A 12,998-nucleotide genomic window follows, 5' to 3' on the forward strand; every position below is an offset into this window, starting at 1 on the left:
GCTCAGGCCCACTCGCGCAGCTTCGCGCCCTTCGCCTTGGCCTGGTCGTACAGGTCGCGCTGGAAATCGCGCATCTTCTCCTGCAGCACCTCGTCGGAGGCGGCGAGGATGCGGACGGCCAGCAGGCCCGCGTTGCGGGCGGCGCCGACCGCGACCGTGGCGACCGGCACCCCGGCCGGCATCTGCACGATCGACAGCAGCGAGTCCATGCCGTCCAGGTACTTCAGCGGCACCGGCACGCCGATCACCGGCAGCGGGGTGACCGAGGCGAGCATGCCCGGCAGGTGCGCCGCGCCGCCCGCCCCCGCGATGATCACCTGCAGGCCGCGGGACGCCGCCTGCTCCCCATAGGCGATCATGTCGTGCGGCATCCGGTGCGCCGAGACCACGTCGGCCTCGTAGCCGACGCCGAACTCGGCCAGGGCCTCGGCCGCGGCCTTCATGACGGGCCAGTCCGAGTCGCTGCCCATCACCACGCCGACCCGGGTCGTCATGCCTTCTCCTTCATGGCGTGGTCCTTCATGGCGGGGCCCCAGCGCAGGTAGTCGGCGGCGTGCCGGGCGCGGGCGCGCACCTCGGCCAGGTCGTCGCCGAGCGCCGTCACGTGGCCGATCTTGCGGCCGGGACGGACGTCCTTGCCGTAGAAGTGCACCTTGACGGCCGGGTCGTGCGCCATCACGTGCAGGTAGCGCGAGTACAGGTCCGGGTCGTCGCCGCCGAGCACGTTGGCCATGACGGTGACGGGCGCGGCCGGCTCGGTGGCGCCGAGCGGCAGGTCCAGCACGGCGCGCAGGTGCTGCTCGAACTGGGAGGTGCGCGCGCCCTCGATCGTCCAGTGGCCCGAGTTGTGCGGGCGCATGGCCAGCTCGTTGACCAGCAGGCCCTGATCGGTGTCGAACAGCTCGACGGCCAGGAGCCCGGTGACGCCGAGCTCGTCGGCGATCTCCAGGGCGAGGCGCTGCGCCTCGGCGCGCACGTCGTCGGGCAGGTCCGGGGCGGGGGCGAGGACCTCGACGCAGATGCCGTCCTCCTGGACGGTCTCCACGATCGGGTACGCGGCGCCCTGCCCGTGCGGGGAGCGGGCGACCAGGGCGGCCAGTTCACGGCGGAACGGCACGAACTCCTCGACCATCAGCTCCAGGCCCGCAAGCTCCTCCAGCAGCGCGCGCGCTGCCGGGTCGCGCGGGTCGACCACCCAGACGCCCTTGCCGTCATAGCCGCCCCGGGTGGCCTTCAGCACGACGCGTCCCTCGGCGAAGTCCTGGAGGAACGGGATCGGGTCGGCGGCGGGGACGGGCGCGTACCGGGGGCAGGGCGCACCGAACCCGCTGAGGCGGTTGCGCATGACGAGCTTGTCCTGCGCGTGCGCGAGCGCGGGGGCGCCGGGACGGCACGGGACACCGGCGGCGGTGACCGCCTCGATGTGCGGCCCGGGCACGTGCTCGTGGTCGAAGGTGACCACGTCGCAGCCCTTGGCGAACGCCAGCAGGTCCTCCAGGGAGGCGTCGTCGCCGAGCCGGGCGTCGGCGACGACGCGGGCCGCGGAGTCCTCGGCGGTCTTGGCGAGCACCCGCAGCTGCACGCCGAGGGCGATCGCGGCCTGCTGGGTCATCCGGGCCAGCTGGCCGCCGCCCGCCATCCCCACAACCGGCATCTGAGCTGGATCTCTCACGTGCAGAAGGTTAGCGGCCGGGCGGAGGTGAACGGATACCGGCGTCGCCGCGTCCAACCGGTGTGCGCCCGGCCGCTCTGAGGAGGGAGGGAACACCGCGGGTACCGTGGGACGTTCATGTTCCGGCGCCGGGCACGCCTCGTGCGTCTATCCTCGTCGTACCTCCGCACCACCCCGCGGGCGTTCGCCGCGGGTCACCCACCTGGAAACGCACCCGCGCCCTGCCCGCCGGTGCCCGGAAGGACGGTTCTCCTTCGTGAGCCTGGTCGCCAATCTCTACCGGCGGTTCGCGCACATCGTGCACGAGCTCGTGAAGTTCGGCAGCGTCGGCGCGATCGCCTTCGTCATCACGCTGGCCACCGGCAACGTGCTGCACGTCGGCCTCGGGCTGGGCGAGCTGACCTCCACCGGCATCGCGACGGTGATCGCGGCCACCTTCGCCTACCTGGCCAACCGCTTCTGGACGTTCCGGCACCGCGACCAGACCGGCCTCGGCCGCGAGTACGTGCTGTTCTTCGCGCTGAACGGCGTCGGCCTGGTGATCACCTGGCTGTTCCAGGGCGTCACCAAGTTCGGCCTGGACCTGCGCGGCCCGATCGCCTACAACGTGTCGCTGATCCTCGGCACCGCCGTGGCCACCCTGTTCCGCTACTGGTCGTACAAGAAGTGGGTGTTCCTGCCCTCCGACGCCCCGGCCGTCGACCCCGCCTCGGGACTGCCCGAGGGCGAGGGCCACCACCCGCGGGGCGCCCGCCCCCAGCAGGCCGAGGGGGCCGGCGGCTACGCCGAGTTCACCCGCTCCCCCGGCTCCTGAACCACCGGCTCCTGAACCGGCGGCTCCTTGACCACGGGCTCCTGAACCACGGGCTCTTGGACCACGGGCCTCAGGTCGGCCCGATGACGACGCGCTCCTCGGCCAGCCGCGCCTCGGTGGCCGGCCGCAGGAACACCCCGAACACCGCGGGCCGCGAGCCGATCAGCTCCAGCCGGCCGCCGTCGACGGCGGCCAGCGACCGGGCCAGGTAGAGCCCGAGCCCGGTGCCGTTGCCGCTGGACACGCTGCGCTCGAAGATGCGCGGCTCCAGCTCGGCCGGGATCCCGGCGCCCTGGTCGCCGACCTCCACCACGACCGAGCCCGCGCCGGGCTTGGTGTTGATGGTGACGGTGCCGCCGCCGTGCACCAGCGAGTTGTCCAGCAGCGTGGCGATGATCTGGGACAGGCCCTCGGGGTTGGCGACGCCGGCCAGGCCGCGCTCGCCGGTCAGCTCGATCTCCCGGCCGTCGCGGCGGAAGATCGGCCGCCACTCCTCCACCTGCTGGGTGATGATCTGGTCGATGGGCGCCGCCACCGCGGCGCCGGTGCGGTCGTGCTTGGCGCGGGCCAGCAGCTGCTCGACGACCGCGACGAGCCGCTCGGTCTGCGCGATGGCCGCCGCGCCCTCCTCGCGGACGACGTCGGGGTACTCGGCCGCCTCGATCATCTCCTCCAGCCGCATGGACAGCGCGGTGAGCGGCGTGCGCAGCTGGTGGCTGGCGTCGGAGGCGAACTCGCGGCTGGCGGCCAGCAGGTCGGCGATGCGCACGGCGCTGCGGTCCAGCACCTCGGCGACCCGGTCGACCTCGGCGATGCCGTAGCGGCGGCGGCGGGGCCGGGCGTTGCCGGTGCCGAGCCGGTCGGCGGTCTCGGCGAGGTCGATCAGCGGCAGCGTCAGCTTGCGCGCCTGGAACATGGCGAGGCCGACGGTGACCGCGACGCCGAGCAGCGCCAGGCTGCCGATCAGCAGCAGCTGCCGCAGCGCCTCGTCCTGGACGCCGGCCGCGGGCCGCGCCACCTCGACGCGCACCCGGTTGGCGGTGCCGCCGGCGGTGAGCAGCGCGGCGCCCGGCCGCGGCCGCGGGCCGGCCGTCACCCGCCGGCCGTCCGGCAAGGTAATGGAGATGTAGCGGCCGGGATAGGCCTGGGCGATCTTGCCCGGGTCGACCTGGGCCCGCGACTGCAGGTCCAGTGCGACGCCGCCGAGGATGGAGGCGGCCTCGCGACCCAGCGACTGGCGCGCCTCCTCGTAGATGAGCTTGTGCGTCGCATAGGCGAGGGGCACGCCCAGCAGCAGTATCGCCACGACCGCCACCGCGAGCGTCGACAACAGCAGTCGGCGCCTCATCAGGGCTCCTTAGGGATACGGCGCCACGACCATGGCGGACTCGCCGGAGGGCCTCTCGGGGGCCCGCCGGCGGCCGCCGGGCCGTGGCGGACGGGGCTAGTCGCCGCGTTCGAACCGGAAGCCGACGCCCCGCACCGTGGTGATGTAGCGGGGACTGCCGGCGTCGTCGCCGAGCTTGCGGCGCAGCCAGGAAATGTGCATGTCGAGCGTCTTGGTGGAGCCCCACCAGTTGGTGTCCCACACCTCGCGCATGATCTGTTCGCGGGTCACCACCTTGCCCGCGTCGCGTACCAGCACGCGCAGCAGGTCGAACTCCTTGGTGGTCAGCTGGAGCTCCTGGTCGCCCATCCAGGCGCGGCGCGACTCGGCGTCGATCCGCACCCCCTGGACGATCGGGGTCTCGGTGCTGCCGCGGCGCAGCAGCGCCCGGACCCGGGCCAGCAGCTCGGCCAGCCGGAACGGCTTGGTGACGTAGTCGTCGGCGCCCGCGTCGAGCCCGACGACGGTGTCCACCTCGTCGGCGCGCGCGGTCAGGATGAGGATCGGCACCCCGTGCCCCTCGGCACGGACCCGGCGCGCCACCTCGAGCCCGTCGAGCTCGGGCAGTCCGAGATCGAGGACGATGAGATCAACGCCGCCTCCGAGCGCCCGCTCCAGCGCCTGCGGACCGTCCGGGCTGACTTCGACGGTGTACCCCTCGCGCCGCAGCGCACGGGCGAGAGGCTCGGAGATGGACGTGTCGTCCTCGGCGAGCAGTACTGAGGTCATGAACCGATCGTATGACCAATCATGAACGTTTCCTGGCACCCGTCGCGCTCTTGACCTGCGATTTGCAACTCGGTGTACATCCACGAATACGCATGTACACCGATGAAGCCGGAAATAACGGCCCGCAGTATCCGCCCGGCGGCGCGCCTTTTCCGCGCCGGGCGGAATCGGGGCGAAGCCGCCGTCAGGCCAGTACCGCGGCCGACGAACCGGCCAGATTGAGACGGCCGTCCACCAGGTGGACGAGCGGGTCGGCGGCGAGCCGGAGCGACACGCCGTCGGGCACCGGGACCAGCACGGACTCGTGCCCGAGGTTCACCGCCACCGTCACCCGCCCGCGCCGCATCGTGAGCCACCGGTCGCCGGTTTCGACCCGGGTGCGGTCCAGCCGCGGATCGGTCAGCTCGGGCCATTCGCGGCGCAGCGCGATCAGCGCGCGGTGCCAGGCGAGCAGGTCGCGATGCGGTGCTTTATCCAGCTCGCCCCAGTCCAGAATGGAACGGCGGAAGGTGTCGGGATCCTGCGGATCGGGAACGTCGCCCTTCCAGCCGTGCCGGGCGAACTCGCGGCGGCGCCCCTCACTGACGGCACGGGCGAGATCGGGATCCTGGTGGTCGGTGAAATAGCACCACGGCGTCCCGGCGGCCCATTCCTCTCCCATGAACAACATCGGGGTGAACGGGCCGAGGAGGAGGAGAGCCGCCCCCGCTTTGAGCATCCCTGGGGACAACGCGGACGCGATCCGGTCCCCCGACGCCCGGTTGCCGACCTGGTCATGGTCCTGCAGGAACGTCACGAAGCGCGATCCGGGGACGCGCCGCACGTCCACCGGCCGCCCGTGCCGGCGGCCCCGGTAGGACGACATCGTCCCGTCGTGGACGAACACCTTCGTCAGCGCCTTGGCCAGGGTCCGCATGGAGCCGAAATCGCAGTAGTAGCCCTGCCGCTCGCCGGTGAGGGCCGCGTGCAGGGCGTGGTGGAAGTCGTCGCTCCACTGCGCGTCCAGGCCGTAGCCGCCCGCCTCGCGGGAGGTGACCAGGCGGGCGTCGTTCAGGTCGGACTCGGCGATCAGGAACAGGGGGCGGCCGAGGTGCGCCGACAGGGCGTCCACCGCCTCCGACATCGCCTCCAGGACGTGCGTCGCGCCGTGGTCGTTGATCGCGTGCACGGCGTCCAGCCGCAGGCCGTCCACGTGGTAGTCGCGCAGCCACATCAGCGCATTGTCGATCACGAAGGCGCGGACCTCGTCCGAGCCGACCTGGTCGAAGTTGACCGCCTGCCCCCACGGCGTGGAGTAGGCGTCGGTGAAGTACGGGCCGTAGGAGGCGAGGCGGTTGCCGTCCGGGCCGAGGTGGTTGTAGACGACGTCCAGGACGACCGCGAGGCCGCGCCCGTGCGCGGCGTCGACGAAGCGCTTCAGGCCGTCGGGGCCGCCGTAGGGCTCGTGCGGCGCCCACAGGTGCACGCCGTCGTAGCCCCAGCCGTGCCGCCCCGGGAACGCCGCGACGGGCAGGATCTCGACCGCGTCGACGCCGAGGGACACCAGGTGGTCCAGCCGCTCGATCGCGGCGTCGAAGGTGCCTTCGGGCGTGAAGGTGCCGATGTGCAGTTCGTACAGGACACTCCCGGGAAGAGGCCGCCCGCGCCAGTCATCGTCGGTCCAGGCGAACCGGTCGTGCGCGTAGACGCGGCTGCGCCCGTGCACGCCCGCCGGCTGCCAGGGCGAGCGCGGGTCGGGCAGCGTCTCGCCGCCGTCGAGCACGTAGCCGTAGTCGGTGCCGTGGCCGGCGCCGGGGATCTCGGCCTCCCACCAGCCGGGGCGCTCCGCCCGCTTCATCGGGCAGCGCTCCGCTCCCGCGGCGTCGACCTCGACGCGCTCGGCCTCCGGCGCCCACACCTCGAACCTGGTCATCGCGTTTCCTCGGTTTCTTCCGGGACGAGCAGGGCGACCGGCAGCGTCGAGAGGATCTCGCCGAGGGACCCGTCCTCGTGGACGACGCCGGTCAGCACGTCCCGCCAGGCGTGCTCTCCGTCAAGCTCCAATGAGGTGCCGTCCCAGCCGCCGCGCTCCGCCAGCCCGGCGGGCAGCCGGGTCGCGACGGTGACCGCGTCACCGCGCCGGAACGCCACCGCGTGCCCGGCGGCCGGGCCGCGCGCGGCGACCGGCGTGTAGCCGCCGTCCGGCCCGAACCACTCGGGATGGGCGCGGCGCAGCCGCAGCGCCCGCGAGGTGACCAGCAGCTTCTCGTCGTCCAGGTCCTGCGGCTCGCGGCCGCTGTCCAGGCGGGTGAGGCGGGCGCGGCGGCGGCCGTAGTCGACGATCCGCCGGTTGTCGGGGTCGACCAGCGACAGGCCGGTCAGTTCGCAGCCCTGGTAGACATCCGGGACGCCCGGCATGGTGAGCTGGACGAGTTTCTGGCCGAGCATGACCGCGCGCGCGTACGGCGCGATCAGCGCGCCGAAGCCCTCGATCTCCGCGACCAGCCCGGTCTCCTGCAGCACGCGGGACGCGAAGTCGAGCACGGCCCGCTCGTAGTCGGCGTTCTGGTCGATCCAGGAGGTGCTGGTCTTGGCCTCGCGCATCGCCTTGACCAGGAACTCCCGCAGCCGGCCCTCGCTGATCGGCCAGGCGCCGACGAGGGTCTGCCAGAACAGGTACTCCAGGTCGGGTTCGAGCGGGGAGCCCTCCGGCCACCACGACGTCCAGCGCCGCACCGCCTCGGTCCAGGGGCCCGGCAGCTCGGCCAGCACCGCGAGGCGGGCGCGGACGTCCTCCTGGCGCTTGGTGTCGTGGGTGGACAGCGTCGTCATGGCGGCGGGCCAGTCGCGCAGCATCCGCTCGCAGTAGGCGTGGAAGTCCTGCGGGCTGACCGCGAACCGCTCGGGATCGCCGCCGACCTCGTTCAGCGCCGCCATGCGGTTCCAGCGGTAGAAGGCGGTGTCCTCCACGCCCTTGGCGGCGAGCGGGGCGGCGGTTTGCTGGAAGCGGACCACGAATTCGGGCGTCGCGTCGTCCAAGCCGAGGGCGAGACGAACGAGCGCGTCCAGTTCCGGGTGCGCCTCTTCAGGCAGCCGCGCGCGCGCTCGGCGGGCCGCCTCGTCCAGGATCTTGACCGCCTCGGCGGAAGGCTCCTCCCCCGGCACCACATACGCCCGGTAGACGGGCATGGCCGCGAGGAGCTCGATCAGCACGCGCTCCTGGTTCGGGGTCTCCCCCTGGAACGAGCGCAGGACGCGCAGCAGGCGGTCGGTCTCGGGACGCAGCGCGTTCTCGGCGGCGTAGCGGCGCGCGGTGTACTCGACCTCCCCGAAGTCGGGCGGGCCGCCGGTGAGCGCGACGTAGGCGTCGGTGAGCGGCCCCTCGCCGGCCGGGTCGGCGAACAGGCCGCCGACCATGCCGAGCGCGTCATAGCCGGTCGTGCCGGCGCACCGCCAGTCCGCCGGCAGCGCCTCCTCCCCCGTGGTGATCTTCTCGACGAGCACCCAGGCGGGCGGCAGCGCGGCCAGGTAGCCGCGCGGATCGGTCAGGCCGTCGGGATGGTCGATGCGCAGGCCGTCGACCAGCCCCTCCTCCAGCAGCGCGAACAGCACGGCGTGCGTGCGCTCGAACACCTCCGGATCCTCCTGGCGCAGCCCGATCAGGCCGGAGATGTCGAAGAAGCGGCGGTAGTTCGGCTCGCCCTGGCCGGGCAGGACGATCTTGCCGCCGCCCGCGTCCCAGTCGACGTCGAACCAGGGGGCGTACGGCGATTGCGGGCCGTCCGCCAGGACGCCCTCCAGGGGGCGGTTCAGCTCGGGCGGGTCCGGGATCGCCATGTGGTTCGGCACCACGTCCAGCAGCACCTTCAGCCCGGCCGCGTGGAACTTGGCCGCCATCGCGCGGAACGCGTCGGGCCCGCCGAGCTCGGCCGACAGCCGGTCGTGGTCGACGACGTCGTAGCCGTGCGTCGAGTCCGGCGCGGCCTGCAGGACCGGCGACAGGTAGACGTGCGACACGCCGAGCGCCGCCAGATAGGGCGCCAGCGCGCCGGCCTCGCGGAACCCGAAGTGCGCGAGACCCGAGGGGCCGCGCAGCTGCAGGCGGTAGGTGCCGGCGGGATATCCGGAAGTCTCGTCGCGGAGGTCAGACACGGCGCAGCACCTGCACCGAGCGGGCCTCCACCAGGATCTGCTCGCCCGACTTCACCACCGGCGACTCGGCCTCGGCGAGCATCGGGTCGGCGGTGTCGAGCACCTTGGTCCACATCCCTCCGTAGCGGGCGGTCGGCAGGCCGAACCGCAGGTCGCCGTCGTGGGCGTTGAACAGCAGCAGGAACGAGGCGTCCTGGATGCGGGCGCCGCGCCGGTCGGGCTCGCTGATCGCGTCCCCGTTCAGGAACACGTACATCGACTTGTTGTAACCGGCCTCCCAGTCCTGCTCGCCCATCTCCCGGCCGCCCGGGGTGAACCACACCAGGTCGGGCAGCGCGGACGCCCGGTTGCCGTCGCGGCCCTGGAAGAAGCGGCGGCGGCGGAACACATGGTGCTCGCGGCGCAGCTTGGACAGCCGCTGCACGAAGTCCAGCAGCGGGAAGTTGTCGCGCAGGCCGTCCCAGTTCACCCAGGCCAGCTCGTTGTCCTGGCAGTAGGCGTTGTTGTTGCCGCCCTGGGTGCGGCCGAGCTCGTCGCCGTGCGACAGCATCGGCACGCCCTGCGACAGGAACAGCGTGGCCAGGAGGTTGCGCTTCTGCCGCTCGCGCAGGGCGAGGATCTCCAGGTCGTTGGTCGGGCCCTCGAACCCGCAGTTCCAGGACCGGTTGTCGTCGCTGCCGTCGCGGTTGCCCTCGCCGTTGGCCTCGTTGTGCTTGACGTCGTAGGAGACCAGGTCGTGCAGCGAGAAGCCGTCGTGGCAGGTGACGAAGTTGATCGAGGCGAGCGGCTTGCGACCGTCGTCGGCGTACAGGTCCGAGGAGCCGGTGAGGCGGGAGGCGAACTCCGGCAGCGAGTCGGGCTCGCCGCGCCAGTAGTCGCGGACGGTGTCGCGGTACTTGCCGTTCCACTCGGTCCACAGCGGCGGGAAGTTGCCCACCTGGTAGCCGCCCTCGCCGATGTCCCACGGCTCGGCGATCAGCTTGACCTGCGAGACGACCGGGTCCTGCTGGACCAGGTCGAAGAACGCCGCGAGCCGGTCCACGTCGTGCAGCTCGCGGGCCAGGGTGGCGGCGAGGTCGAAGCGGAAGCCGTCGACGTGCATCTCGGTGACCCAGTAGCGCAGCGAGTCCATGATCAGCTGCAGCACGTGCGGGGACCGCATCAGCAGGCTGTTGCCGGTGCCGGTGGTGTCCATGTAGTAGCGCGGGTCGTCGTCGACCAGGCGGTAGTAGGAGGCGTTGTCCAGGCCGCGGAACGACAGCGTCGGCCCGAGGTGGTTGCCCTCGGCGGTGTGGTTGTAGACCACGTCGAGGATCACCTCGATGCCCGCCTCGTGCAGGGCCTTCACCATCGCCTTGAACTCCAGCACCTGCTCGCCGCGGCCGCCGCCCGAGGCGTACTCGTTGTGCGGGGCGAAGAAGCCGATGGTGTTGTAGCCCCAGTAGTTGCGCAGGTCGCGCTTGACCAGGAAGTCGTCGTGCACGAACTGGTGCACCGGCATCAGCTCCAGCGCGGTGACGCCGAGCCCCTTCAGGTGCTCGATGATCGCCGGATGGCCGATCGCGGCGTAGGTGCCGCGCAGCTCCGCCGGGATGTCGGGGTGCCGCTCGGTGAGGCCCTTGACATGCGCCTCGTAGATCACCGTCTCGTGGTAGGGGGTGCGCGGTGGGCGGTCGTCGCCCCAGTCGAAGTAGGGGCTGACCACGATCGAGCGCATCGTGTGCGGGGCCGAGTCCAGCTCGTTGCGGGTCCACGGCTCGCCGAAGTCGTAGCCGAAGCACGCCTGGTCCCAGTCGACCTGGCCCTCGATCGCCTGCGCGTAGGGGTCCAGGAGCAGCTTGGCCGGGTTGCAGCGCGCCCCCTTCGCCGGCTCGTAGGGGCCGTGCACCCGGTAGCCGTAGCGCTGCCCCGGCATGACGCCGGGGAGGTAGGCGTGCCAGACGAACGCGTCCACCTCCGGCAGGACGATCCGTGTCTCCTTGGTCTCGGCCGCCTCGGCCGGACCGTCGAACAGGCACAGTTCCACCTGTTCGGCGGCTTCGGCGAATACTGCGAAGTTGGTGCCCGCCCCATCGAAATGCGCCCCGAGGGGATAGGCGTCTCCTGGCCAAATCTGCGCCACAGTGCGATTCCTTCCCGTTGCCGCGAGAGTTTTGCTTCCCCGTGAGGGGTCGCTCACACCGCCCGGACACCACTGGCCAGATCGGACATCGTCGGTTACCTTAGGGGAGCCTTACCTTATTGAGGCTGCCCTAAGTGATCATCGTCGCGCCCGGAGGTCCGACCGGATGTACGTCTGCGTCTGCAACGCCGTCACCGAGGACGACGTGCGCGGCTGCCTCGCTTCGGGCGCCTGCTCCACGGCCAAGGACGTCAAGGAGGCGTGCGGGATGAAGCCCGGCTGCGGCTCCTGCACCAAGCGCCTGTACGGCCTGGTCAGCGAGTACAAGACGGCCAGCGAGCTCGCGGACGCCATGACCGGCGGCCCGCTCCCGCTGGAGGTCGTCACGCCGGCCCCGGCCGACCCGTGGACCGTCCAGACCGGCCGGTCCGGCCCGGAGAGGGACACCGGGAAGCAGACCGCCGCCTGACCGGGCCCCGCCGCCGCCCGCACCCCGCGTAAAGGACACGCGCCGTGCGGGGGTTAGTGCTGTCCCGACGCCCCCGGCCATGCGAGCATGGGTCGATATGGAAGGCGACAAGGACATCATCGCGCTGCTCAACGAGCAGCTCACCGCGGAACTGACCGCGATCAACCAGTACTTCCTGCACTCGAAGATGCAGGAGAACTGGGGCTACATCCGCATGGCGCGGCACACCCGCCATGAGTCGATCGACGAGATGAAGCACGCCGAGCGGCTCACCGACCGCATCCTGTTCCTGGACGGCCTGCCGAACTACCAGAAGATCGGCACGCTGCGGATCGGGCAGAACATCCCCGAGCAGCTCGAGGCCGACATGGCGATCGAGCAGGAGGCGGTGGCCCGGCTGCGCCCGGGCATCGAGCTGATGCGCTCGCGCGGCGACGTCACCTCCGCCCGCATCTTCGAGGACATCCTCGCCGACGAGGAGCAGCACATCGACTACCTGGAGACCGAGCTGGCGCTGCTGCGCTCGCTCGGCGAGCAGAACTACCTGCTGCGCCTCACCGAGGCCCCGGGCGAGGGCGGCCCCTCCGCGAACTGAGGCCCGGACGCGCCCGTGCCGGCGGCGGCCCCGCGCCGCCGCCGGACCAGGCCGCCCGCTAGGTCGCCCTGCGCAGCACCGAGGGCTGGATGATGCCGAGGCCGCGGACCGGGCGCTTGACGATCGTGGTGCACTCCAGGCCCGGCACGTCCGCCAGCAGCGCGGCCAGCTCGGGGTCGATCACCACCGTGCCGGGCCGGGCGAGGGAGGTCAGCCGGGCCGCCAGGTTGACCGTGGTGCCGAACACGTCGCCCATCAGCGGCAGCACCGGCCCGTGGGCGACACCGACCCGCACGTCGGGGATCTCGGTCTCGTCCTTGATCTGCTCGGCGATGGTGAGCGCGATCTCCGCGCCGACCCTCGGGTCCTCGGCGCAGAACAGCACCTCGTCGCCGAGCGTCTTGACCAGGCGGCCGCCGCACCCGGCGATGATGTCGGCGGCGGTCTCCTCGAACCACTCCACCACCCGGGCGAGCTCGATCTCCTCCAGCTCGCGGCTCATCTGGGTGAACGACACCATGTCGGCGAAGCCGACCGTGGTGGCGGTGCGGCCGGGGACCGGGCCGTCGCGGGTCGCCGCGGCGGCCATCGCGCGGGTGCCGGCGGCGGCGAGCTGGCGCCGCCAGGCGTGCACCACCAGCGGCTCGAACTCGTCGATGTGCTTCTCGGCCACCTCCATGATCGCCTCGACGGCCGCGGCGCTCGGCGGCTCCTGCGCGCCGCCGCTCAGCATGCTGCTGAGCAGGTTGACCTGCCACTCGGCGAGCCGGGTCATGGTCTGGCCGAAGGCGCGGACGAGCCGGATGACGCCGTCCTCGTCGAGCACGCCCTCGTCCATCAGCCGGCGGATGCGGCAGAGCGCGGCGATGTCGCCCTCGGTGTAGGCGACCGCGTCGTCGGGCATCGAGGGGTAGCCGAAGGCGCGCCACAGGCGGCCGGAGAACTCCCGGGTGACGCCGGACAGCCGGACCGCGTCGACGCGGGTGTAGCGGAGCGCGCCGCCGAGGAGGAGTTCCTCGATCTCCTTGGGGTCAGGCAACCCTGCTGACATTCCCCAGCCCCCCTCGCGGCGGCGACGT

General features: G+C 72.0%; 11 protein-coding genes. 3 read left to right on the forward strand and 8 right to left on the reverse strand.

All coding sequences use genetic code 11. The features are described 5' to 3' along the window. Positions 1 to 2: 2 nt before the first annotated feature. Positions 3 to 494 carry a 5-(carboxyamino)imidazole ribonucleotide mutase gene (gene purE / locus ACRB68_RS26955; protein ID WP_153537019.1) on the reverse strand — a complete coding sequence of 164 codons (492 nt, stop codon included), beginning with the start codon at positions 492 to 494 and terminating at the stop codon, positions 3 to 5. Then, positions 491 to 1,654: a 5-(carboxyamino)imidazole ribonucleotide synthase gene (locus ACRB68_RS26960; RefSeq protein WP_153537021.1), complete on the reverse strand. Its 1,164-nt coding sequence runs from the start codon at positions 1,652 to 1,654 to the stop codon at positions 491 to 493. The genes purE and ACRB68_RS26960 overlap by 4 nt, the downstream gene beginning before the upstream one ends. Positions 1,655 to 1,928: 274 nt before the next feature. Between ACRB68_RS26960 and ACRB68_RS26965 the strand changes: the two genes are divergently transcribed. Beyond that, positions 1,929 to 2,486, forward strand: coding sequence for a GtrA family protein (locus tag ACRB68_RS26965; RefSeq protein WP_328594823.1), 558 nt, complete (start codon positions 1,929 to 1,931; stop codon positions 2,484 to 2,486). A 70-nt stretch (positions 2,487 to 2,556) separates the two neighbouring features. Here ACRB68_RS26965 and ACRB68_RS26970 read toward each other — a convergent pair whose 3' ends face one another. The 5 genes from ACRB68_RS26970 to glgX all read right to left on the reverse strand — a co-directional run bounded on the left by ACRB68_RS26970 (position 2,557) and on the right by glgX (position 10,855). Beyond that, a complete protein-coding gene (locus ACRB68_RS26970; RefSeq protein WP_153537023.1) occupies positions 2,557 to 3,834 on the reverse strand; it encodes an ATP-binding protein in 1,278 nt (425 codons plus the stop codon). A 96-nt stretch (positions 3,835 to 3,930) separates the two neighbouring features. Further along, the gene (locus ACRB68_RS26975; RefSeq protein WP_019629095.1) at positions 3,931 to 4,602 is read right to left on the reverse strand and encodes a response regulator transcription factor; all 672 of its coding nucleotides are present in this window, start codon (positions 4,600 to 4,602) and stop codon (positions 3,931 to 3,933) included. 184 nt (positions 4,603 to 4,786) lie between these two features. Beyond that, positions 4,787 to 6,514 (reverse strand): malto-oligosyltrehalose trehalohydrolase, encoded by a 1,728-nt coding sequence (gene treZ / locus ACRB68_RS26980; RefSeq protein ID WP_153537025.1) that lies wholly within the window; start codon positions 6,512 to 6,514, stop codon positions 4,787 to 4,789. Further along, positions 6,511 to 8,733: a malto-oligosyltrehalose synthase gene (gene treY / locus ACRB68_RS26985; RefSeq protein WP_328594824.1), complete on the reverse strand. Its 2,223-nt coding sequence runs from the start codon at positions 8,731 to 8,733 to the stop codon at positions 6,511 to 6,513. Before treY ends, treZ begins: the two co-directional genes overlap by 4 nt. After that, a complete protein-coding gene (gene glgX / locus ACRB68_RS26990; protein ID WP_328594825.1) occupies positions 8,726 to 10,855 on the reverse strand; it encodes a glycogen debranching protein GlgX in 2,130 nt (709 codons plus the stop codon). Before glgX ends, treY begins: the two co-directional genes overlap by 8 nt. A 166-nt stretch (positions 10,856 to 11,021) precedes the next feature. Here glgX and ACRB68_RS26995 point away from each other — a divergent pair, with 166 nt between their 5' ends. Next, complete coding sequence (locus ACRB68_RS26995) at positions 11,022 to 11,324, forward strand: (2Fe-2S)-binding protein (protein WP_153537027.1); 303 nt, start codon at positions 11,022 to 11,024, stop codon at positions 11,322 to 11,324. Between the two features lie 97 nt (positions 11,325 to 11,421). Next, on the forward strand, positions 11,422 to 11,919 hold the full coding sequence (gene bfr, locus ACRB68_RS27000) for a bacterioferritin (protein ID WP_153537029.1): 498 nt from the start codon (positions 11,422 to 11,424) through the stop codon (positions 11,917 to 11,919). A 58-nt stretch (positions 11,920 to 11,977) separates the two neighbouring features. On the opposite strand, the gene ACRB68_RS27005 is transcribed toward bfr, so the two are convergent. After that, on the reverse strand, positions 11,978 to 12,970 hold the full coding sequence (locus tag ACRB68_RS27005) for an adenylate/guanylate cyclase domain-containing protein (RefSeq protein ID WP_153537031.1): 993 nt from the start codon (positions 12,968 to 12,970) through the stop codon (positions 11,978 to 11,980). Positions 12,971 to 12,998 lie beyond the last annotated feature (28 nt).

Source organism: Actinomadura macrotermitis, assembly GCF_009604375.1.
Taxonomy (GTDB): Bacteria; Actinomycetota; Actinomycetes; order Streptosporangiales; family Streptosporangiaceae; genus Spirillospora; species Spirillospora macrotermitis.